Origin of the sequence: Hyphomonas sp. UBA4505 (genome assembly GCF_002388685.1) — a bacterium.
Lineage (GTDB): Bacteria > Pseudomonadota > Alphaproteobacteria > Caulobacterales > Hyphomonadaceae > Hyphomonas.
The window spans coordinates 217,966-239,972 of the sequence record NZ_DGMZ01000011.1; the positions used below are offsets into that span (position 1 = coordinate 217,966).

Genomic DNA, 22,007 nt, shown 5'->3' on the forward strand with positions numbered 1-22,007 from the left:
GCTGTCAGCCCGGAAAGCGATTGAACCTCAATCCGATATGCGGCACCGTGCGGCTGTGGTTCAGCTGATCGGAAGAGGTGCGCTTGTGCGGGGATTGAAGAGTCTGGTTTTGGCGATGGTGGCGACGCTCGTCCTTCCACTGGCGTGGGCGCAGTCTGGGAATTGGGCCGAGGAAACCGGATCGCTTGTTCACAAGGAGGGATTTGTTGACCTCTACCTGGATGCGGATGGCGGGCGCGTTCTGGTCGCGCTGCCTGCGCCGGACGCGGAGGGCGTTGCCCTGCGCGCGATCCAGGCGACGGGGCTGACGGCGGGACTCGGGTCCAATCCGATCGGGCTGGACCGGGGCCGCGCCAATGCCGGTGAGATCGTGGCCTTCCGCAAGGTAGGCGACAAGGTCATCGCGGAGATCGAGAACTGGACCTATCGCGCCAGCGCCGACAATCCGCTGGAGCGCAAAGCCGTGCGGGATTCCTTTGCGCGCAGCTTTGTCTGGTCGGGTGAAATTCTCGGCACCGGACCGGAGGGCGAATTGTTGGTGGACCTGTCGTCCTATCTGACGCGCGACACGATGGATGTGCGCGCGCGGCTGAAACAGCATCCCAAGGGCGGCGCGTTCCAGATCTCGAAGGACTTGTCCATGCCGGACGTTTCGGCGGCGCTGGCCTTTCCGGACAATGCCGAGTTTGATGCCTTTCTGACGCTGAGCAGTGACGAACCGAAAGCGGAAGTCTGGGCCACGGCGGCTGATGCGCGCTCTGTGACGCTGGTGCAGCACACATCGCTCGTGCGCTTGCCGGATGACGGCTACACGCCCCGCATGTTCGATCCACGCAGCGGTGCGATTGACGTCGGCTACTATGATTTTTCCGCGCCCCTGAGCGGACAGGTTGGGCAGTCCTTTGCACGCCGCTTTCGGCTGGAAAAGCAGGACCCCACTGCCGCGAGCAGCCCCGCAAAAGAGCCGATTGTCTACTATGTCGATTCCGGTGCGCCAGAGGAAATCCGTGCCGCCCTGATTGAAGGGGCATCCTGGTGGGCCGAAGCGTTCGAGGCAGCTGGTTTTCCGGACTCCTTTCGCGTGCAAGTCCTGCCCGAAGGCGCCCATCCACTTGATGTCCGCTATAATGTGATCCAGTGGGTGCACCGCCAGACCCGCGGCTGGTCCTATGGTGGTGGACTGACCGATCCGCGTACGGGTGAAATGCTGAAAGCCAACGTTATTCTGGGTAGTCAGCGTGTGCGCCAGGACAGGATGATTTTTGAAGGACTGGCGGGCGCATCAAAGACCGGCACTGGCGCGGCGGATGATCCTGTCCAGATCGCTCTGTCCCGTATTCGCCAATTGGCTGCGCATGAAGTTGGCCACACGCTTGGCTTCGCCCACAATTTTGCGGCGTCCTCGAATGAGCGCGCGTCGGTGATGGATTATCCGGCACCGCTTGTTTGGGTTGGCCAGAATGGGGAGCTGGATTTCTCAGCTGCCTATGATGTCGGAATCGGTGAGTGGGACATAGTGTCTGCAATGTGGCTCTACCGGCAATATCCTGATGGCACGGACGAGAATGCTGCAGGAGACGAACTGTTGGAATCGGCCTGGGGAAGCGGACTGCGATACATCGATGATCCGCAGGGGCGTGGCGTGGGTACCGCGCATCCCTATGCGAGCGTCTGGGACAATGGCACAGACCCTGTCGCCTCCCTGACGGAGGTGATGCGGGTACGGAAAGTAGCGCTTGAACGGTTCGGCCTCGGCGCGCTGCAGTCAGGCGAGCCGACCTCGCGCCTGCGGGCGGTGATCGTGCCGGTCTATCTTTATCATCGTTATCAGGTGAACGCAGCGGCGAAGATGATCGGCGGTTATGATTTCCACTATGCCGAAACGGGGCAGGCCAATATTGGCGGAGCGCCTGTGCCGGCAGATCAGCAACGCGGCGCGCTCAGTGCGCTGGTGGCAACGCTGGATCCGGCCGTGCTTGATCTGCCAGACCGGACGCTCGACCTGTTGACGCCGCCGCTGGTGTCGTTCCGTGGGGCGGGCGCGGGGGCGGAATATTTCCCAGGCGAAACCGGGGCGATGTTTGATCTTCTGACAGCCGCTGACACATCGGCCTCACAAACCTTGGGCGCCTTGCTGCATCCGCAGCGCGTTGCACGCCTGATCGAAACTGAACGCCGCGACGCGAACGCACTGAGCTATGGTGATGTCTTGCGCGAAGTGGAGGAGGCGCTGTTCAAAGATGCTGACATGCCACGTCAGGCGAGTATCCTGCGGCGCGAGCAAGTGCGGTACGTTTCCGTACTGATAGACCTTGCCGCAAACACAAATGCGACGCCTGAAACGGTGATCCAGACCAATGCATATCTCAGCGCTCTGGCGCGCCGGATTGTGTCCCGTTCGCGGCGAGCTGATCCAGCGGATGTGGCAGTGCGGGACGAGCTCTCCCGTCGTATTACAGCCCATCTCGACAGGCCATCTCTACCCGTCATGCCGTCCACACCTGAAGTCGATATCCCGCCCGGCAGCCCCATTGGCGCAGGCAGCGCCGAAGCTTGCTGGCATTGCGATACGGCGCTGTTACCACGCTAGGCGGAGGGGTCATTTGAGAAGTTCCTGCCTCCTCACCCTGCCGCTACAAAGGGAATGGATCAGATAAACTCGACACCGGTCTCGCGACCGAGTTGCCAACGCCGCTGACACAGGCGCGGTTGTTTACTGTTGGGCAGACGGATCGAGAAGGTTTCTGGCAGATTGATTTCCTTGCGGGTCGCAAAGCGGACTCCGCCGGATGAAATGTTGCGAATATCGCACGGCACCGAGCGCAAGAAACCCAGTTTCAGAATACCTTTGGCGATCACCGGAGTGCGGCGTCCACGCAGCTCTGCGCCGGGAAGGTCGGTCTGTCTCATAGGCGAAGAATAGTCTCAACGAGTAAACATTCGCGGTTTGCTATTGCCAGGAATTTCCAATCGGGATTTGCGGACTGTTAACGTCCTGACGCACGAGTCGGGCTTGATCCGCGAGGCGTCGAATGTAGGGGTAGGCGAAACAGATAATGATCGGCGTAAAGCGCCTGAGACAAAGGGATAAAGCATGTCGAATGACGTATCGGTGGAGACCCATCGCGGTGTGGGACGAGTTACGCTGACGCGGCCAAAGGCGTTGCATGCGCTGAACGCACCTATGTGCGACACCATCTTGGCCGCCTTGGAACGCTGGGCGGCAGACCCGACCGTTCACTTGGTCATGATCGACCATGAAGAAGAAACGCGCGGATTCTGCGCTGGCGGTGACATTCGCATGCTGGCCGATAGCGGCGCGGGGGATGCGAGCGAGGCGCGCGCTTTCTTCAATGTCGAATATCGGATGAATGCCGCGCTGAAGACCTTTCCCAAGCCGGTGCTGGCGATCATGGATGGTGTGACCATGGGCGGAGGGGTCGGCCTGTCTGTGCATGGCTCTCACCGGGTTGCGACCGAGCGCACGCTGTTCGCCATGCCGGAGACCGGGATCGGCCTGTTCCCGGACGTGGGGGGTGGTTGGTTCCTGCCGCGCCTGTCGGGCTATCTTGGTACATGGTTGGCACTGACGGGGGAGCGTTTGAAGGGCGCAGATGTCGCTGCGGCCCGGGTGGCGACGCAATTCCTGCCATCGGAATTGGTGCCGAACCTGAAAAAGCAGATCGAAGGCGCGGATTTCTCCGTCGGTGCCGCCGAAATGCTGAACGAGATCCTGCGCGGCATGACCCATCCTGTGCCAGCGGGCAGCTTTGCGGCGCATAGCGATTTGATTGATGATTGCTTTGCAAAGGACACCGCCGAGGAGATTGTTGCTGCGTTGGACACGGCTGACAATGAGTGGGCATCCGAGCAGGCGACGACCATTCGAACGAAGTCCCCAGAGACTGTGAAGGTTGCTCTTCGTCAGGTTCGAGATGGCGCCAAACTTGATAACTTTGAAGAGAACATGCGGATGGAGTACCGCATTGGCTGGCGTAAAGTGCAAAGTCATGACTTCCTTGAAGGCGTTCGCGCGGTCATTATCGACAAGGACAATGCTCCGAAATGGAAGCCGGCCACGCTGGAAGAGGTCAGCGATGCGGACGTGGCGAGATATTTCGAGCCATTGGGCGACGATGAGTTGACCTTTGGGGATTGAGCGCGAGCCAAGGCCTTGAAATAGTGGCCACACTTAAAGTTGGGGCGATTCAGGAGCATGTATGCGCGGACAAGTATTGAAGGCTGACTCTGTGGAGGGGCTAGGCCTCATCCTCGGAGACGATGGTGTGCGCTACAATTTCTCTCAGGCACAGGTGCGGGACAACAATCGGCTCGTCCAGGGGCATGTTGTCGATTTCGTCGGTATGGGTGACGAGGCGCGCGATATCTATTTGCTCCAGGCTACCGGACAACCCTCTACACAGCCAGTTCCGCCGCAGCCCGTTCGTCAGGGGTATGCGGGGGCTGCACCCTATGCGCAGCCCATGGCAGTCAAGAGTGACGGTATCTGGACGTACTTTCTCAGATGTCTGTCATCCAGCTATTTCAAGTTCAATGGCCGCGCACGCCGCCAAGAGTATTGGGGATACATATTGTTTTCGATACTTGCGCTCATCTTGGCGTTTGTTGTCGACACGATCCTTACCCTATCAATATTTGGCGTCGACGACTCCGAGGGATACTTTCTCCCTCTCTTCACCGCGCTTTGGATACTTTATACCATCATTCCGGGTATAGCTGTCACCGTACGGCGCTTCCATGATCAGGATCTGTCCGGCTGGATGTACCTGCTGAACTTGATTCCCTATGTCGGCGGCCTGATCGTTTTCGTATTCATGCTGATCGACAGTCGTGCAGAGCCGAACGTGCATGGGCCTAGTCCGAAATACGGCATTCGCGGCACGGTCGACACGTTCGCTTGAGCGAATACTTTCATGATATCCAAACCTGACAGGCCCAAATCGTTACGTAATAGTAACGGTTAATGTATTCGCGTGGATATTAACCTTCTACTCTTGAGAAAAGGGCATGCTTATCAATTCATTAGGATTGCTCGTGTATTTCTACTCAAACTACAACAAAAGTTGAGTGAATAGTTGAGTGGTGATGAAAATGATGATTGCAGAAGCGCAGGATACTGCGAACAATTCGTTGGGCGAGTCTTTCCTGAAGTCTTTGTCTTTGCTTGAGCAGGCGCACCGTCGTCTTCATGATGTTGTGAAGGACGATCTGGAGCGCGGCGGCGAGCGGTCGCTGACCGGCGTTCAGGCATTGTTGCTTTATGAAATTGGCGAAGGCGAAGCCCCCGCATCTGTTCTTCGGGCTCGTGGCGCCTTTGCTGGCACCAGCCTCTCCTACAACGTCAAGAAACTCCAGGAAGGCGGCTATCTGATCCAGACCCGCTCCGAAGATGACAAGCGCACCGTCACGCTCAGCCTGACCGAGCGCGGTCTAAAGGTTCGCAAACGGGTCGAGGCCCTGTTCGAGAAGCAGGCCGGCGCGCTTGAGCCAACGGCCAGCGTGCGTCCGGATGACCTGTCGCAACTGAACAAGACCATCTCGCGCCTTGAGCGCTTCTGGTCCGACCAGATCCGGTTCCGCCTCTAAGCGCGCGGATTACATGGACGACTAAAAAAGCCCTCGCGAATTTGGCGGGGGCTTTTTCATTTTCATGGATTCCACGCGAGACAGAAAATGGTTTTCAACCCCAGATTTCTTCACTAGGTTTCTCTGCGATGAGGGAATTTGGGGTTCTTTTTCTCGGGCTGGCATGGGCCGCACCCGCTTCGGCAGGGCCTTGGTCCCAACCGCATGAAGGTTGGTATGCCGAGGCCGTCGGCACTGAAGAGGAGCTGGAAGGCGTCCGTGGAAACCGCGTTTCGCTCTACGGCGAGTATGGCTTCGCACCGAATTGGACGGTTACCGCAAAATCAGAGGCGGTGGCCTATGAGGTCGGCAGCCAGTTCAACAAGGAGTTCTGGCGCGCCACGCTGCGGCGGCAACTGGTCACCCACAAGGGGTGGGCCGTCGGCGTTGAAGGCGGCCTGGTTCATGGCAGCTCCCTGGCCGGCGTATTCGGATGCGACGAGTGGGGCGCCGAAGCCCGCCTCAGCGGCGGCCTGTCTGGCCTGCGGGGCGGTCGTAACTTCTATGTCTTCGCGGATGCCGCTGTGATCCGTCATGAAGATGGCTGTGTCCGCCAGCGCGCCGAGTTCGGCTATGGCGTCGATATCTGGCAGGACTTCTTTATAAGCCAGCAGCTTTGGGTCGAGCGCGGGAACGAAACGGCGGATTCAAACAAGTATGAGACCAAGCTTGGCTATCATTTCGGATGGGCCGATGTGGCGATCGGGTATCGAGAGGAATTTGCCGGAGAGTTTGACGAGCATGCTGTGCTGCTCGCCCTTATCCTCCGGCATTAATCACACCAGTCTATTCCGCAGGGACGTCTTCCGGGGTAGCTTCGGCGGTGAAGCCGGTCTCACTCATCAGATAGGCGACAACCGCCAGGCGGTCGTCCGGTTTGCGTACACCCGCAAACGTCATGCGGTTGCCAGGCAGGAAAGTGCGCGGGTTCTCCAGCCAGTGATCGACCTTGTCGGGCGTCCAGATGAAGTCGGCTTCTTGCAGGGCAGGGGAATAGGCAAAGCCCTCCAGTGTGCCGGCCTCACGACCGAACAGCCCATGCAGGTTCGGCCCAACGAGATTACCGCCGCCTTCCGCCGTGATGTGGCAGGATTGGCAGAGCTTCCAGGTGCGACGACCGCGCGCATAATCGGCGGTATTGTACGGAGCGGGCAGGGCCGCGAACGGTGATACCGCATCAACCGCCGCTTCAGCGGGGGCAGCGGCGGGCGCCGCTTCTGCAGGGGCCTTCGCCGGAGGTGCTTCTGCGGCCGGGGTATCAGTTTCGGGCGCATCGGAGCCACCACAAGCGGTGAGCAACACTATTGCGGCGACGGCGAGGGAAGAAGTCAACTTCATGGAATTTCAGGCTCCGGAATGTTCCGGCGCACTTTGTGGGGTAACCGCACGGAAGGCAACCGGCCTGCGTCAACTGGACGCCGGGCGCGGGCCGGACATACCCGCCTTGGCTGGTCCCTGTTGAAACCGTGCGGGCAGGCGGGGACAAAGCGCGTCAGCCGGGGTATTGTAACCAGATGCCTGATTCCGTCCGCCCTCGCCCCGAGATTCGCAAGCTGCCACCTGATGTCGTGAACCGGATCGCGGCGGGCGAAGTGGTCGAGCGCCCGGCGGCCGCCGTCAAGGAATTGGTCGAGAATGCTCTGGACGCTGGCGCTCGCCGTATTTCTGTCTCCATCGAAGCGGGGGGCCTGAAACGGATCATCATCGAAGATGATGGCTGTGGCATGTCTGCCGACGATCTGCTCGTCGCGCTGGAACGCCATGCAACCTCCAAACTCGTGCCGGATGCCGGCGGGCGGGTGGATTTGCTGAACATCCACACGATGGGCTTCCGGGGTGAAGCGTTGCCGTCGATTGCCTCGGTCAGCCGCTGCAGCATTTCATCCCGCGCGACCGGCGAAGACGCAGCCGAAGTCTTTGTTGAGGCGGGACGGATGGAAGGCCCTCGCCCGGCGGCGTTTACCGGGCGCGGCGAGACTGGCACCCGCATCGAAGTGCGCGACCTGTTCTATGCGACTCCCGCCCGGTTGAAGTTCATGAAAGGCGAGCGCGCCGAAAGCATGGCTGTGACTGACACGATCAAGCGTCTCGCCATGGCCAATCCGCATGTTGCTTTCTCGCTGGAAAATAATGGCCGGAACTCGCTGCGCTATGCCGCTGAAGCCGAAGGCGCCTCCGGCCAACTGGCCCGGCTCGGCGCAATCATGGGGCGTGATTTCCGTGAGAACGCGCTGGAGATTGATGCCGAGCGCGAAGATGTTCGCCTTACTGGCTTTGCCGGCCTGCCGACGCTCAATCGCGGCAACGCCCAGATGCAATTCCTGTTCGTCAATGGCCGGCCCGTGAAGGACCGTATGCTGAATGGCGTAATCCGCGCCGCCTATCAGGATTTCCTGGCGCGCGACCGGCACCCGTTGGCGGCGCTGTTTGTTGATCTTGACCCGGAATATGTCGATGTGAACGTGCACCCCGCCAAGACCGAGGTGCGCTTCCGCGATGCGGGGAATGTAAGAGGTTTGATGATTGGCGCACTGCGTCATGCGCTGGCCGCGGCGGGACACAGAGCGTCGACCACGGTCGCGAATTCTGCGCTCGGCAAGGTTCGGATCGAAGAGGCCACGTCAGCCAATCTCTGGTCGTTGCCATCTGCGCCAGAGCGACAGGCTTCCCCCTCTTCCTATTATCGCCAGCCATCGGGCATTGATTTCGATCAGCCTCTTCCGCCCTCTGGCGATGTGATGGCGGGGCTGCAAGAAGCACCACCGCCTGCCTATCGACATGATGCCGCTCCGTCCGCACGGGTGGAGCCGGAAGCCGCGCCCGCGCAAGGTATGCCTTCTGACTTTCCGCTCGGCGTCGCCCGCGCTCAGTTGCACGAAACCTATGTCGTCGCGCAGACAGCGGATGGCATCGTTATCGTGGATCAGCATGCCGCTCATGAGCGGCTGGTCTACGAGGACATGAAACGCCAAATGGCTGCGGGCGGGGTAAGGCGTCAGGCGCTGCTGATCCCGGATGTGGTGGAGCTTACTGAGGACGAGGCGACCCGCGTGCTCGAGCGCGCCGACGAGTTGGCTGAGCTGGGTCTGGAAATCGAACCTTTTGGGGCCGGCGCGATCTGTGTACGGGCCACCCCCGCCCTGTTCGGGGAAATGGACGCAATGGGCTTGATCCGTGATCTCGCCGATGACTTCGCCGAATATGATGCGGGCCTCGCGCTCAAGGAGCGGTTCGAGGAAGTCATGGGGAACATGGCGTGCCGCGGTTCAGTGCGAGCCGGACGACGACTGAATGGCGAGGAGATGAATGCGCTGCTCCGCCAGATGGAAGCGACGCCACATTCCGGCCAGTGCAATCATGGGCGGCCGACCTATGTGGAGCTGAAGCTCGCCGACATCGAACGCCTGTTCGGGCGGCGGGGATAGGCTCTGTGGAAGCCTTGATCTTTGATTGCGATGGGGTGTTGGTCGACTCCGAAACAATCTCCATCGCCACTGAACGGGAAATGCTCTCTGGCTGGGGGCTCGACTATCCGTTCGAGATTTTCGTTTCGCGTTTTGTCGGCCTGCACAATCGGGACTTCCATGCGGCTCTCGCGGCGGATGCCATTGAGCGTGGACGCCCCTTGCCTCCGGATTTTGCCGACCAGTTGCAGGCGCGCATCTGGCAACACTTCGAAACGGATCTGCGCGCGATTGAAGGTGTGTTGGACATTTCCGCCGCGTTCTCTGGGGCGCAGGCAGTGGCGTCGTCTTCCGAGGCACCAAAGCTCGTCCGTAAACTTCGTCTCACTGGCCTGTACGATACTTTTGCGCCGCACATATATTCCTCAGACCTCGTGACCAATGGAAAGCCTGCGCCTGACCTGTTTCTGCACGCAGCCGAACAGATCAGTGCCCGGCCCGACAAATGTGTCGTACTCGAAGACAGCGTGAATGGTGTGACAGCCGCGCGCGCCGCCGGGATGACAGCGTGGGGCTTTACGGGCGGTGGTCATGCCGATGCGGGGCTTGGCGACCGGCTCAGGGCGGCGGGCGCGCAGGATGTGTTTGCGTCGCATGCGGAGATATCTGCAGCGCTTGCCAGCTGACCCTTTCAGGCTTTCGGGAAAACGTCACGCAGGGATGCCCACTCCGCTTCGTGTGAGCCGTGAAAATTCGGCTTACTCTCATCTGTCAGCCGACCACGCGGCGGGGTATAGCTGTCGATCTGGCGAACCGGATTTTCGCGCCACTGAATGTTCACGGCCCAGAGTTTCGGGAAGAAGTATAGCGTTGAATAAGGCAAATGGTCGTGGATCCACCAGGCCAGTTTCTGCCAGTCCCCTTCTGCGTGGAAAGCATCGTAGAAGGCTGGAATGACGACGCAGGCGGTTGCACCCATGTTTCCTTCGGCATCCCGCCGGTCCCAGATATGATGGCCGTAATTGCTTTCGTTCGAGGCGCAATTGTAGCCCTTCTTCTTGTCCCGCTGCATCTGGTTGCCAAATCCATTCACTTCAGCAGAGCGATAGGCGGACCGGATGGCGATGCGCCCGAAAACGTCCTGCAAGGGTTCCAGCAATTCCGTGCAGAGCTTCGTGCCGGCGGTAATGGCAAGGTCCGGATCATCGGGAACGTTCGAGAAGCCGTGAAGCGCGGCGATATCCGAATACAGGAAGTCGCGCATGAAGAAAGAGCGTGACAAGCGCGCACGTCCAAACTCCGCAAGTGCATCGACGCTGGACGGCCTTCTCATGGTCGTTTCCAGTCGCCGCTCGGGACGTTAGTCCTCGTCGCTGACATCGGCTGCGACCACTTCGTACATTTCCGGCGTGCATGTGCCCTGGGTGATCTGATCGCGTTTCAGCGTGAGTGTCTCTCCGACTTCCGGCAGCGTGCCCAAGTAGGAGGCCGGGACCCACAATTCTCCCTCGGGCCCATCGAACAAAGCGCCGTCTTCATCGACTTCGGTCACCGTTGCCGAGATGATTGTGGTTTCATAGCTGCACGGTCCGCCTACGATTGGAGGCGTAGGCTCACAGGCGATCAGCGGCGCGATGAGCGCGATGGCGGCAAGGTGTGTACGCATTTATGTCTCCCGCATTGGTCTGTGGACGCTACAGCGATCTGGCGGGAAGGCAACTGGGAACCCGATCAGGAATTGATGACGCGACCGGGGTTCATGATCTTGTTTGGGTCTAGCGCATGTTTGATGGCACGCATCATTTCGGTGGCTGCCTTCGGACGAATGCGTTCCAGTTCATCACGTTTCAGCCGCCCAACACCGTGTTCGGCGCTAATGGATCCGTCGAAGCTCATGACCTGATCATAGATGATACGAAAGATTGCTTCATCCTGACCACGTAGAACTGGGCGCTCTGCGCTGGCTGGCTCGCAAACAGAATAATGGAGATTGCCATCGCCGACATGACCGAAGATCACAAACTCCGCTGAAGGCACCTTTTCCAGAACAGCCGCGTTGCAAGCATCGATAAATTCGGGAATGCGGCTGACCGGTACGGAGATGTCCTGGTTCAGCGCGGTGCCATATGCTCGTTTCGACAGGGGGATTGTCTCGCGGATGTGCCAGAAGCTTTCGGCTTGCGCGACGCTTTCGGCAATGACGGCATCCTGCACAAGTTCGCTCTCATATGCTGAGGCGAGTGCGCCTTCCAGAACGTCGCGGGCATGTTCGGCGCGCGACATGGAAACTTCGATCAGCACGCGCCAAGGCAAATCAGATGGAAGTGGGTCGCGCGTGTCCGGCACGTCTGCCTGTACCATTGCGACGGCATTGGCGGGGATGATCTCGAAGCTCGTAACCGTATCGCCGGCATGGTCGCGAACCATTGCGAGCAGTTTCACGACGTCGCTTGCTGTTGTGCAGGTGACCCAGGCGCTCGCGCGCTGAACCTTGGGAAACAGTTTCAGGGTCGCAGCCGTGATGATACCGAGCGTACCTTCTGCGCCAGCAAACAAGTGTTTCAGATCGTAGCCCGTATTGTTCTTGCGCAGGCCCGACAGGCCGTTCCAGATATCTCCATTCGGCAGCACGACTTCGAGGCCAAGGATCAGGTCGCGCATCATGCCATAGCGCAGCACGGCGACCCCGCCAGCATTGGTCGATATCAGGCCGCCAATCGTGGCAGTGCCTTCCGAGCCGAGTGAAAGCGGGAACAAGCGCTGGGCGTCGTCGGCCGCTTGCTGCGCCACGACAAGGGGGGCGCCAGCCTCGATCACGAGCGAATTGTTGAACGCATCGAGTGCACGTATCGCATTCATCCGTTGCATCGACACACAGATTTCGCCATGCGGCGTGCCCGCATCAACCAGGCCGGTATTGCCGCCCTGAGGTGTGATCGCGACGCCATATTCATTGCAAAGTCGCACCAGTGCAGCGGTCTCTTCCGTTGTGGCGGGCTTTGCGAGGAAAGGCGTCTCGCCCTTGTAGGTGCCGCGCCAGGGCGACGACACTTTGGCGAGTTCTTCCGCCGCCATGCTCCACCCCCTCGGGCCGAGCAGGTTTTGGGCGGCGGTCAGGAAGTCCGGGCTAAGCTCTGTCATTGGGTAAACCTACTCATTTCCTGCGCGATTTCGAGTTTGTTGCTTCCATCAGTCATCTCGGTGCGCGGCCCGAGCGAGACGATCACTGATGGCTTCGCCAAGCCCCTCATTCGGAATGTGCGCGACGGCGATGCGGTCGGCCTCTGCATCCAGTTGCCTCAGCATGGCGAACAGGTTTGCAGCAGCCTCGGTCAGGTTGCCAGATGGCGAGAGGTTGAGCCCATTTGCCTCATCCGGGCCGAAACCCAGCCAGGCTTCCCCTGCTTCGGGGGCGCTCGCATTGAGACGCAACCGGGCATTGGGTGCATAGTGGCTTTTCAGTTGCCCAGGGGCAGAGATGCCATCGCCCTCATCTGCACGAGCGAGTGACGTGCCAAGGACTGCTTCGAGGGCGGAGGTTTCGACCGTGCCGGCTCGCAGGAGTGTTGGCTGGTCACCGATAAATGAGACAATGGTGGATTCGATGCCCTGCGTGCACGGCCCACCGTCGAGGATCAGGTCGACCTTGCCGTCGAGATCGGCTTTGACGTGTTCGGCCAGTGTCGGGCTGATATGTCCGGACCGGTTGGCTGACGGTGCGACAACCGGACGACCGAAACCCGCGATCAGGCTACGCGCGCCGGGGTGGGCAGGCATGCGTAGTGCAATCGTGTCGAGGCCGGACCGGGCCAGGTCGCAAACCGTCCCGGTCGACGCCACAGGCAAGACCAAGGTAAGCGGACCAGGCCAGAACGCATGTGCGAGTTTGAACGCTGCGTCACAAAATACGGCTTCGGCTTGCGCCATTTCCAGTGAAGCAACATGCGCGATCAGGGGGTTGAAGCTGGGACGCCCCTTGGCTGCGTATAGTCGTGCCACCGCGTCAGGGTTTGATGCATCGCAGGCGAGCCCGTAGACGGTCTCGGTCGGCATGGCGACGAGCCCGCCCTTGCGCAGGAAGCTGGCAGCCAGTTGGAGTGTGCTGGATTCGATAGGAGCGATGGCAGTCATGCGCGCGGGCTTAGCATTCGCGTCGCGGCCCCGGAAGCCATCAGCGCATTATTTGCGCGTGGCGGTTCCCGTTACGGAGATTGTGATTTCATCGCCAACCCAGCTTCCGGAGGGATCAGAGTCCTGGCCGAGATTGAAGGCTTTGCGACTCATGACCGCTTTTCCAGCCAGCATCGCGGTGTCGCCATCGATTTCAAGCGTGAAGTCGAGCGGCACCGTGACCAGCTCGGACTTCAGCGATATTGCAGCATCTGCGCTATAGCCGGTGTCTGTTTCGCTGAAGTTGCTCAGGCTGATCTGGGCGTCAGGATAGGTGGTCGTGTCGAACCATTCCGGGCCCTTCAGGCTGTCATTGTAGAGCTTCTTGCCAGCATCGGCAGTAGCTGTCCGGACCGTTACGAGCACACGAGACTCATCGAGCGCTTCAGGATGGAATTCCACATCTGCTGACCAATCGTCAAAGGTGCCGGTGAATTCGGCTCCATCATAATTACCCGTGAACCGAATTTCAGAAGCGTCGTAATCGACATCCCAATTCGCTTCGATGGTTTCGTCTGCGGGGGCGACGGCCTCGTCAGTTTGCGGTGTGGCGCTGCTGGATTGACCTGAGCCCGCAATCGGTATGATCGCGATGAGGGCAAAGGCAATGATCGCCGTTCCGAAGGCGCGGACATATCCTCGTGCGGTGGGAGGTGTCGCAGGCTTTCCGAACAAGCCAGGCAACATCTTCTTCAATACTCCGTCTTCAGCAGCGAATTCATGCTTCACCGCGCCGGCCACATGCAGGCCTAGCAGGATGATCAGAACCCAAGCGCCTTTGGAATGGATGTTCTCGATGATGACGTGCGCAATATCTCCGCGCAGAAAATCCGGCGCAGGCAAGTGGGGCCAGCTGACCGTCTCAAACAGGACGGACGGCACCTTGAATTTGGAAGTGGAGACAAGCAGCCATCCTGCCAGGGGCAGAATGATCATCAGTCCATAGAATGCCATGTGGACAAGATGAGACGCCAGCTTTTCATGGGCTGGCATCTCTTCCGGAAGTGGCGGTGGCGGGTTCATGACTCGCCAGATCACCCGGACCAAGGTGAGGAACAGAAGCAGGATCCCGATCGATTTGTGAAGCTGAAAGCGTACTTCGTTGTCGTCCATGTTCCAGCCGAGCCAGATCATGAACAGAAGAAGGGCTGCCATCACCCAGTGAAGGGTGATGGCGACGATCGTGTAACGAGACGTTTCAGTCTTCATGTCGAGGATGTTCCTGTCTTATTCGGCAGCTTTGGCGAATTCCGCCTCTATGGTCAGGTGGATCGTGTCACCCAGGTTTGGCACCATTTTCGACAGGCCGAATTCGGAACGATTGAGTGAGCCGGTGGCGGAGAAGCCGATTTTTGGCTGTTCCGGGGCCCAAGGGAAGGTCGCGGTGCCGTTGTAAGTAACATCCAGCGTCACTGGCTTGGTCACGCCAAGGAAGGTCAGATCGCCTGTGACAGTACCGGTGGTCGGGCCGGTTGTTGTGATTTCTGTCGAGGTGAAGGTGATCTCGGGGTATTCGCCTGCGTTGAAATAGGTTGGATCCTGCGCGATTTCTTCATCGAACGTGTCGTACGGCGAATCGGCGTGCGTCGCTTTGAAGTCGCCCGGATAGTCTGTTTCGACCGATGTCGGGTCGACCGTGACGGTCAGCGATGTGGCGGACGCGTCATCAGGATTGAACTCCAGTGTGGCATCCATCTTGGTGAAGCGGGCGGTATAGTTGGACAGGCCGAAATGATTCACCGTCCAGACAAGCGACGCATGCGTCGGATCGAGCACATACGTGCCTGCCGGAGCCATTTCCGGAGCCGGTGCGGTCTCTTCTGCAGCCGGAGCAGCTGTTTCACTTGTCTCAGTGGCGGGCGTCTGGGCCTCGGCTGCTGGGGCGGTGGTCTCGGCGGCACCGCAGGCGGCGAGCGCGAGGACGGAAGCGGAAAGTAGGATTTTGCGCATATTCGTGTCTCCTGGACATCTATGGGTTCGGTTCAGGTGATTATAGGGCGCAGTTGGCGTGGCACCATCCCCGCGCTAAATGCTCTTCGGGATATAACCTATTCGGATTCTGGGAGAAATACATGGCCTATGACGCTCCGCTCAACGATATGGCGTTCGCGCTCCAGTCCGTTGCGGGCCTGTCCCGATTGGAAGGGCTGGAGGCATTCGGCAATTATGACCCCGAGTTGATCACGCCGATCCTGGAAGAAGCCAACAAGCTGGCACGTGATGTATTGGCGCCGCTCAATGCATCTGGCGACGCGCACGGTGCCGTACTGACCGAGGATGGGGTGAGGGCCGCGCCGGGATTTGCTGATGCCTACGCCCAATTCCGGGAGGGTGGATGGATGGGCCTGTCGGCGCCAGAGGAATGGGGCGGGCAGGGCCTGCCGAAGGCGCTCGCCTTGGCGGTCATGGAAATGTTCCACGCGGCCAACATGTCGTTCGGGCTCTGCCCTATGCTCAGCTTCGGCGCAGTTGAGGCCCTGCTGGCGCACGGCACAGATGACCAGAAGCAGGCATATCTTCCCAACCTCGTGGCCGGCAATTGGACCGGCACCATGAATTTGACGGAGCCGCAGGCCGGTTCGGATGTTGGCGCGCTCAAGACAAGAGCCGTGCCGAAGGAAGATGGCAGCTACGCCATCAGTGGGCAGAAGATATTCATCACATGGGGCGATCATGATGTCGCCGAGAACATCATACACCTGGTCCTGGCGCGCTTGCCGGATGCGCCCGCAGGTTCGCGCGGCATCTCTCTTTTCATCGTGCCGAAGTTTATGGTTGAAGCGGATGGTAGCCTTGGCGCACGCAATGCCGTCAAATGTATCGGTCTTGAAAAGAAGATGGGCATCCACGCCTCGCCGACCTGTGTGATGGAATATGATGGCGCGACCGGATGGCTGATCGGTCAGGAGAACAAGGGCTTGGCCTGCATGTTCACCATGATGAATTCCGCACGCCTGAATGTCGGCCTTGAGGGAGTTGCTGTGGGCGAGGCGGCCTACCAGACGGCACTCGAATATGCGCAGGAGCGCAAGCAAGGCAAGGCACCAGGCATTGAGGGCCCCGCTCCAATCCTGCACCATGCGGACGTGCGCCGTACCCTGACGACCATGCGCGCTCGCGTCGCTGCAGCGCGTTCGATCTGTTATGCCTGTGGGGTCGCCGCAGACCTCGCCGAGGCGTCCCCGGATCAAACCACACGCGCTGCTGCAAAGATGCGGGAAGACCTGCTGACGCCAATTGCCAAGGCATGGTGCACGGATATGGGCGTCGATGTGGCGAGCCTTGGTGTGCAAATACATGGCGGCATGGGCTTTATGGGTGAGACACTCGCAGGCCAACTTTATCGCGACTCCCGGATTGCCCCGATCTATGAAGGCACGAATGGCATTCAGGCCATCGACCTTGTCGGGCGTAAACTGACCGGCACGAATGGTGAGTCCATGCGAGTGATGCTGGGTGAGGTCGAGGCGACGGCGGCAGATGCCCGCGCGACCAATGACCCACAGCTTGTGCAGATTGCAGACCGGTTGCGCGCTGGCGCCGAAGCCCTGCGCGAAGCCAGCGACTGGATGCTGGAAGCGATGAAGGATCGCGATCAGGACAAGGCGCTTGCGGGCGCGACGGCCTATCTCGCGCTGGCGGGAGACGTGATTGGCGGGCACTTCCTGACGCGGGCAGCTGTTGCTGCACGCGGTGAGGAAGGCAGCTTCCGGGCACGCCAACTGGCACTTGCGGGCTTCTTTTCCGAGACTGTTCTGGCCACCGCGCCGGGCCGTGTCTCCGGCATCACCGAAGGCGGTTCCCCTTTCCTCGACAATAGCGAAGCTCTGTTCGGTATCGCGTGAGTTCGGCTCAGGCTCTGAGCTTCGGCAAGGCGATCAGGCACAGGACCGAGGCGCAGGAGACTGCTGTCCCAATCGCCGCAAGTGGTACCATGCCAAATGTGACGAACGGCGCGGCGATGGCGGTGCCGGCAGCCGTCGTGGAAAGGATGGCCACGAGGACGAGTGCCGACCCGCGCGCATCATCTCCGCGCGCAGCGACAACCGCGCGATAGAAACCGGGAGGTCCCCGAAAGCCGAGGCCGAGATTGACCGGCACAAACAGGGCGGCGAGCATCAGTGGTGCTGTCCCACCCAACAGTGCGTAAATCAGAATACCAGCCAGGCCTGCGGCGGACATAGTCGATCCGAACAGGATCATCGGTTCAGGTTCGAACCGTGCGGACAGCTTGCCGGCAAAGTTCGATCCTGCAATGAAGAACGCAATCCCTGTAACCTGCATGATGATGAAGTCGCCCAGGTCGCCGCCAAGGCCCTTGGTGATCATGGCCGGTGCGCCGAACACAAAGATAAGCAGTCCGGCGAGTGTGAAGGCCTGACTCAGGGCATAGCGCAGGAAGACCGGATTGATCACGTGGCGCAGATAGCTACCCGGCGCCCGCGTCGACGGCGGCGCGGGCAGGCGATGACGCAGCATGGCGACGAGCGCCGCAACGCCTAGACTCAAGATGCCCAGGGCGAGAAAAGAGCTTTTCCAGCCGAATGCCAGCAGCAGCCAGACGCCGAGCACGGGGGCGAGGGCAGGGATCAAGGATTCTATGCTCGCCATGAAGCCAAGTGCGCCAACGGCTTTCTCCTCGGAAAACATGGCGCGGATCATGCCTGGAGCAAACACAGCTGCGGCAGATCCGGTCAGACCTTGCAAGAACCGCAGTCCAACCAGAACGGACAGGGACGGCGCGGCCATGCAGGCGAACGAGACCAGCGCATAGGCCGCAAGCGAGATGACCAACAAATTGCGCTGGTCGATCCGTGCGCCGAGTTCACCGAAGGCCAGCAGACCGATACAACCACCTGCCACGAAGGCGGCCAGCACCAGCTGCGCCATTGCCTGCGAGCCCCCCAAGGTTTCCGGCAAGGACGGAACGGCAGGTAGGACCAAATCCGTCCCGGCAAGGCCGAGAATGGTCCCGAGGACTAACAGGCCAAAGGCGAGCAGGGGCGCTGCGGTGCGGCGGTCCGTCATTATTCAATCATCTCCGTGCGGGGCGCCCGCCTATGCCGGAAATGCCCCACAATGTCGACTGAATGTTGCGAGGAACGGCCAGCGCCGATATGACGGGCCGCACTATATCAGGAGGCGCGACACGCCATGGCTTGGACCAAAACCTATTCCGGCGACGAGCCCTTGCGGATCAACAAATGGCTGGCGCTGGAAGGCGTGTGCTCACGCCGCGAGGCGGACTCCCTGATTGAGCAGGGTCTGGTGAAAGTCGACGGCGAGAAAGCGATTTCGGGCCAGAAGATCGAGACCGGTCAGACGTTGGATCTGGCGCAGAAGGCTGCACGTCGGCTCGATAATCAGCTTTCCATCCTGTTCCACAAACCGATCGGTATTGTTTCGGGCACGCCGGAGGGCGATGAAATTCCCGCTGTGCGGCTCATCTCAGGCGATAGCCTTTCGGGAAAAAGTCATGCCATTCCGGGGCGCTACAACAAGCTCGCGCCCCTCGGGCGTCTGGACAAGGATTCCCGCGGTTTGTTGATCATGTCTGAAGACGGCGTGTTGGCAAAGGCCGTGATTGGGCCGGAGAGTCAGCTCGACAAGGAATATCTGGTCAAGGTGAAGGGCGATGTTACGCCCGACAAGCTGGGCAAGTTGCGTCATGGTCTCGAGCTGGATGGTCGCCAGCTGAAACCTGCCATCGTCGAACAAGTGAAACAGCAGGAGTTGAAGTTTATCCTGAACGAAGGCCGCAACCGCCAGATCCGGCGTATGTGCCAACTGGTAGAGCTGCATGTTGTGGACCTGATGCGTGTGCGTGTCGGGCCGCTGGAGCTTGCAGGTTTGCCGGAAGGCAAGTGGCGTCCGATCAGTGGCCGTGAACGCGAAGCCTTGCTGAGAGGTGACATGCCCCGTCCCCGCAAGCCGCGACCGGAGCGGCCGGAGCGCTCAGATCGGGCAGAACGGAGTGGGCGTCCGGATCGTCCCGCGCGGGCTGAACGTCCCGAACGGTCAAGCAAGCCAGACCGGCGCCCTGACAGGACCGCCCCCCGCTCAGGCGGGAAGCCGGGACCGGCCTCTGGAGAGAAAACAGTCTCCCCGCTGAAAGGCGAGAAGTTCAAGCGCACCAAGCTCAAGCCTCGCAAGCGAACACCCATCAAGTGAGGGACCTGGTCATCATCATGGGCGTGGCGGGCAGTGGAAAAACGTCCATTGCCGAAGCCCTCTCCAAGGCCGAGGGTTGGCCGTTTGTGGAAGCGGATGACTACCACTCCGCCGCCAACAAGGAGAAGATGGCCTCCGGCACACCCCTGACCGATGCAGATCGCGCCGACTGGGTGCGCAGCCTGTGCAAAACCCTGACCGACATGCCGGAGGACCGGGTGGTCCTGGCCTGTTCGGCGCTTACGCCCTTTGTCCAGACAGGTCTGCGCGAGCAGAGCGGCCGGACATGCCTGTTCGTCCTGCTGGACGTGCCCAAAGATGAGCTTGCGCGGCGGATTTCCTCGCGCGCCGACCATTTCATGCCGGTCTCCCTGCTCGACAGCCAACTGGCCGCGCTGGTCCCGCCGGAAGACGTTATCCGGGTCGACGGTATGGCAGCTCCAATCGCTCTGGTTGAGGATATTCGCACGCGTCTTGCTGTGGCATGACCTTGCGGTACGGCTCGACGGACGCAAGAAGCTGCGTATCCTTCTGACATGGATGGTACAGAAATCAGCAAGCCGACACGGCCGCGCCTTGATTATCCGCATGGACAATCGGCGCCCGCTCCCGGCGAAATCAGGGAGATAGCGCCCGGCCTGTTCTGGCTGGCTATGCCTCTGCATTTCTCTCTCAAATTCATCAATGTCTGGCTGATCGACGATGGCGATAGCTGGACTATTGTTGACACCGGGATTCCGTATGACGAGACGCGTGACGTCTGGCGAAAGTTGTTGGCTGATCGGGTCAGTGAGCAGAAGCCTCTCAAGCGGGTTATCGTCACCCACATGCACCCCGATCATATCGGAACGGCTGGATGGCTCTGTCACAAATGGGGCGCTGAGCTGTGGATGACTCGTCTGGAATATACAACGTGCCGGATGCTGGTATCTGACACCGGGCGCAGTGCGCCAAAGGCTGGCTTGGACTTCTATTTGCGTGCCGGCTGGAACAAGACCCAGCTCGACCAGTACAAGGAAAAGTTCGGCGGGTTTGGAAAAGGTGTCATGCCGTTGCCGGATTCCTACCGCCGCCTTGTTGACGGCGATACTTTCGAAATGGGCTGTCAGGAATGGGAAGTCATCACCGGCAGTGGGCATTCGCCCGAGCATGCATGTCTTTATAGTCGCGATCTCAATATTCTAATCTCAGGTGACCAGATTCTGCCGCGGATCTCTTCCAACATATCCGTCCACCCGACTGAGCCTGCGGCGAATCCATTGCTCGACTGGCTCGAAAGCTGTGAAAAGTTGAAACAGCGGCTGCCGGAAGACGTGCTTGTCCTGCCAGCTCATAATGAGCCCTTTACCGGAGCCCACAAACGGCTGCAGCACTTGATTGACGGTCATCATGTGGGGCTCGCAAGATTGCTTCAGAGGTTGGAGCGTGGGCCCATGAAGGCGGTGGATACGTTCACCACGCTGTTCGGCCGCGCGATTTCCGACGACGAGGTCAGCATGGCCACGGGTGAGGCATTGGCGCATCTCAACTATCTCATTTATCGGGGTGATGTGTCTGTGACACGGAATGAAACCGGAATAGACCTGTACAGCCTGAGCTAAGGCGGGCATTCCCGGCTTTTGCAGCAGAGGAGGCGTTTTCGTCTTCGCAATCAGGACTTCTTTCGTCTAAACAGATCAAACGTCACGAAGACGATGGATGAGGTCCCCATGGCATCAGATGGTAACACTGCGGCGAACGATGAGGTCGCCGAGGCGCCAGGCCTTGGCGCCAAGCTCAAACAAGAGCTTCGTGAATGGGGCGCTACGCTCGCCGTCTTTGTACCCGTGTTCCTGCTGTTCTCGGGGCTCGCCTACGAGCAGCGCGTGATTCCCTCTGAAAGCATGGTCCCGACGCTACAGGTAACCGACCGGGTTGCTGTGGCAAAATTCGCCTATGGCTATGACCGCTATTCTCTGCCGTTTTCTATGGGGCGCTTCATTCCGTTGCCCGAGGGCCGGATTTTTGCCAGCACACCCAAGCGCGGCGATGTGGTTGTGTTCGAGCATCCGCATACGGGCCGCGTCATGATCAAGCGTCTGATTGGTCTGCCAGGCGATCAGATCCAGCTGATTGGCGAGCAGCTCTATCTGAATGGCGAAGCGGTTGAGAGCGAATATCTGCGCACCATCCGTTACGTTCCGCACAATGCCGTGGCGATCGATATCGCGCATGAATGGCAGGAAACGATTGGCGACAAGACGTGGATCACTCACCGGCAGGAAAAAGGTGGACGGGGCGACAATACCGACCTGTTCATCGTGCCGGAAGGGCATGTCTTCATGATGGGTGATAATCGGGACAATTCGCTCGACAGTCGCTTTCCAAGTGGGCATTGCCCGGCCATTGAAGGCGTAATTGACCGGGCAGGCTGTCAGCCGCGCGTGCCGGCGGATGTGGCATCAATTGGTTTCGTGCCGATGGATCACATGATTGGTCGCGCAGAAACGGTCCTCGTCACCTTCCACAAATGCAAGCTGCAGGACGAAGAACCCTGCCGCAAGCGTGTCTGGAAGGGGCTCTGAGCCCTTCGAATTTCACAACCTGACAAGTGAATGGGTGTACAAACGCGCCTTG

General features: G+C 59.8%; 21 protein-coding genes. 12 read left to right on the plus strand and 9 right to left on the minus strand.

The annotated features are described in order from the left end of the window. The first annotated feature begins 85 nt into the window (after positions 1-85). Positions 86-2,590 carry a zinc-dependent metalloprotease gene (locus tag B3527_RS08295; protein ID WP_290481297.1) on the plus strand — a complete coding sequence of 835 codons (2,505 nt, stop codon included), beginning with the start codon at positions 86-88 and terminating at the stop codon, positions 2,588-2,590. A gap of 59 nt (positions 2,591-2,649) precedes the next feature. On the opposite strand, the gene B3527_RS08300 is transcribed toward B3527_RS08295, so the two are convergent. Beyond that, on the minus strand, positions 2,650-2,910 hold the full coding sequence (locus tag B3527_RS08300) for a hypothetical protein (RefSeq protein ID WP_206992664.1): 261 nt from the start codon (positions 2,908-2,910) through the stop codon (positions 2,650-2,652). A 184-nt stretch (positions 2,911-3,094) separates the two neighbouring features. On the opposite strand from B3527_RS08300, the gene B3527_RS08305 reads away from it, so the two are divergent. The 4 genes from B3527_RS08305 (at position 3,095) to B3527_RS08320 (ending at position 6,422) form a co-directional block, all read left to right on the plus strand. Continuing rightward, the gene (locus tag B3527_RS08305; RefSeq protein ID WP_290478979.1) at positions 3,095-4,159 is read left to right on the plus strand and encodes an enoyl-CoA hydratase/isomerase family protein; all 1,065 of its coding nucleotides are present in this window, start codon (positions 3,095-3,097) and stop codon (positions 4,157-4,159) included. A gap of 61 nt (positions 4,160-4,220) precedes the next feature. After that, positions 4,221-4,922, plus strand: a complete 702-nt coding sequence (locus tag B3527_RS08310) for a DUF805 domain-containing protein (protein ID WP_290478978.1) — start codon at positions 4,221-4,223, stop codon at positions 4,920-4,922. Positions 4,923-5,112: 190 nt separating this feature from the next. Next, positions 5,113-5,607: a MarR family winged helix-turn-helix transcriptional regulator gene (locus B3527_RS08315; protein WP_233347660.1), complete on the plus strand. Its 495-nt coding sequence runs from the start codon at positions 5,113-5,115 to the stop codon at positions 5,605-5,607. 128 nt (positions 5,608-5,735) lie between these two features. Further along, complete coding sequence (locus B3527_RS08320) at positions 5,736-6,422, plus strand: hypothetical protein (RefSeq protein ID WP_290478977.1); 687 nt, start codon at positions 5,736-5,738, stop codon at positions 6,420-6,422. Positions 6,423-6,432: 10 nt separating this feature from the next. On the opposite strand, the gene B3527_RS08325 is transcribed toward B3527_RS08320, so the two are convergent. Further along, positions 6,433-6,984 carry a c-type cytochrome gene (locus tag B3527_RS08325; protein ID WP_290478976.1) on the minus strand — a complete coding sequence of 184 codons (552 nt, stop codon included), beginning with the start codon at positions 6,982-6,984 and terminating at the stop codon, positions 6,433-6,435. Positions 6,985-7,160: 176 nt separating this feature from the next. Here B3527_RS08325 and mutL point away from each other — a divergent pair, with 176 nt between their 5' ends. Next, positions 7,161-9,071 carry a DNA mismatch repair endonuclease MutL gene (gene mutL / locus B3527_RS08330; protein ID WP_290478975.1) on the plus strand — a complete coding sequence of 637 codons (1,911 nt, stop codon included), beginning with the start codon at positions 7,161-7,163 and terminating at the stop codon, positions 9,069-9,071. 5 nt (positions 9,072-9,076) lie between these two features. Beyond that, the gene (locus tag B3527_RS08335) at positions 9,077-9,736 is read left to right on the plus strand and encodes an HAD family hydrolase (RefSeq protein WP_290478974.1); all 660 of its coding nucleotides are present in this window, start codon (positions 9,077-9,079) and stop codon (positions 9,734-9,736) included. Positions 9,737-9,741: 5 nt separating this feature from the next. Here the strand turns inward: B3527_RS08335 and B3527_RS08340 are convergent, their stop codons facing one another. The 6 genes from B3527_RS08340 to B3527_RS08365 form a co-directional block, all read right to left on the minus strand. After that, positions 9,742-10,383, minus strand: coding sequence for a hypothetical protein (locus B3527_RS08340; protein ID WP_290478973.1), 642 nt, complete (start codon positions 10,381-10,383; stop codon positions 9,742-9,744). A 27-nt stretch (positions 10,384-10,410) separates the two neighbouring features. Further along, positions 10,411-10,716, minus strand: a complete 306-nt coding sequence (locus B3527_RS08345; RefSeq protein WP_290478972.1) for a hypothetical protein — start codon at positions 10,714-10,716, stop codon at positions 10,411-10,413. A 65-nt stretch (positions 10,717-10,781) separates the two neighbouring features. Then, complete coding sequence (locus B3527_RS08350; RefSeq protein WP_290478971.1) at positions 10,782-12,191, minus strand: FAD-binding oxidoreductase; 1,410 nt, start codon at positions 12,189-12,191, stop codon at positions 10,782-10,784. Between the two features lie 48 nt (positions 12,192-12,239). Continuing rightward, positions 12,240-13,181, minus strand: a complete 942-nt coding sequence (locus tag B3527_RS08355; RefSeq protein ID WP_290478970.1) for an L-threonylcarbamoyladenylate synthase — start codon at positions 13,179-13,181, stop codon at positions 12,240-12,242. Positions 13,182-13,229: 48 nt separating this feature from the next. Next, positions 13,230-14,429: a cytochrome b/b6 domain-containing protein gene (locus tag B3527_RS08360; protein WP_290478969.1), complete on the minus strand. Its 1,200-nt coding sequence runs from the start codon at positions 14,427-14,429 to the stop codon at positions 13,230-13,232. A gap of 18 nt (positions 14,430-14,447) precedes the next feature. Then, positions 14,448-15,170, minus strand: coding sequence for a YceI family protein (locus B3527_RS08365; RefSeq protein WP_206992675.1), 723 nt, complete (start codon positions 15,168-15,170; stop codon positions 14,448-14,450). 122 nt (positions 15,171-15,292) lie between these two features. On the opposite strand from B3527_RS08365, the gene B3527_RS08370 reads away from it, so the two are divergent. Next, complete coding sequence (locus B3527_RS08370; RefSeq protein ID WP_206992676.1) at positions 15,293-17,065, plus strand: acyl-CoA dehydrogenase; 1,773 nt, start codon at positions 15,293-15,295, stop codon at positions 17,063-17,065. Between the two features lie 7 nt (positions 17,066-17,072). On the opposite strand, the gene B3527_RS08375 is transcribed toward B3527_RS08370, so the two are convergent. Beyond that, a complete protein-coding gene (locus B3527_RS08375) occupies positions 17,073-18,248 on the minus strand; it encodes an MFS transporter (RefSeq protein WP_206992677.1) in 1,176 nt (391 codons plus the stop codon). Between the two features lie 126 nt (positions 18,249-18,374). On the opposite strand from B3527_RS08375, the gene B3527_RS08380 reads away from it, so the two are divergent. The 4 genes from B3527_RS08380 to lepB all read left to right on the plus strand — a co-directional run bounded on the left by B3527_RS08380 (position 18,375) and on the right by lepB (position 21,955). Beyond that, complete coding sequence (locus B3527_RS08380; RefSeq protein ID WP_290478968.1) at positions 18,375-19,391, plus strand: pseudouridine synthase; 1,017 nt, start codon at positions 18,375-18,377, stop codon at positions 19,389-19,391. Continuing rightward, positions 19,388-19,879, plus strand: coding sequence for a gluconokinase (locus B3527_RS08385; protein WP_290478967.1), 492 nt, complete (start codon positions 19,388-19,390; stop codon positions 19,877-19,879). Before B3527_RS08380 ends, B3527_RS08385 begins: the two co-directional genes overlap by 4 nt. A gap of 48 nt (positions 19,880-19,927) precedes the next feature. After that, positions 19,928-20,992 (plus strand): MBL fold metallo-hydrolase, encoded by a 1,065-nt coding sequence (locus B3527_RS08390; protein ID WP_206992680.1) that lies wholly within the window; start codon positions 19,928-19,930, stop codon positions 20,990-20,992. A 108-nt stretch (positions 20,993-21,100) separates the two neighbouring features. After that, complete coding sequence (gene lepB, locus B3527_RS08395; RefSeq protein WP_206992681.1) at positions 21,101-21,955, plus strand: signal peptidase I; 855 nt, start codon at positions 21,101-21,103, stop codon at positions 21,953-21,955. The last annotated feature ends 52 nt before the right edge of the window (positions 21,956-22,007 follow it).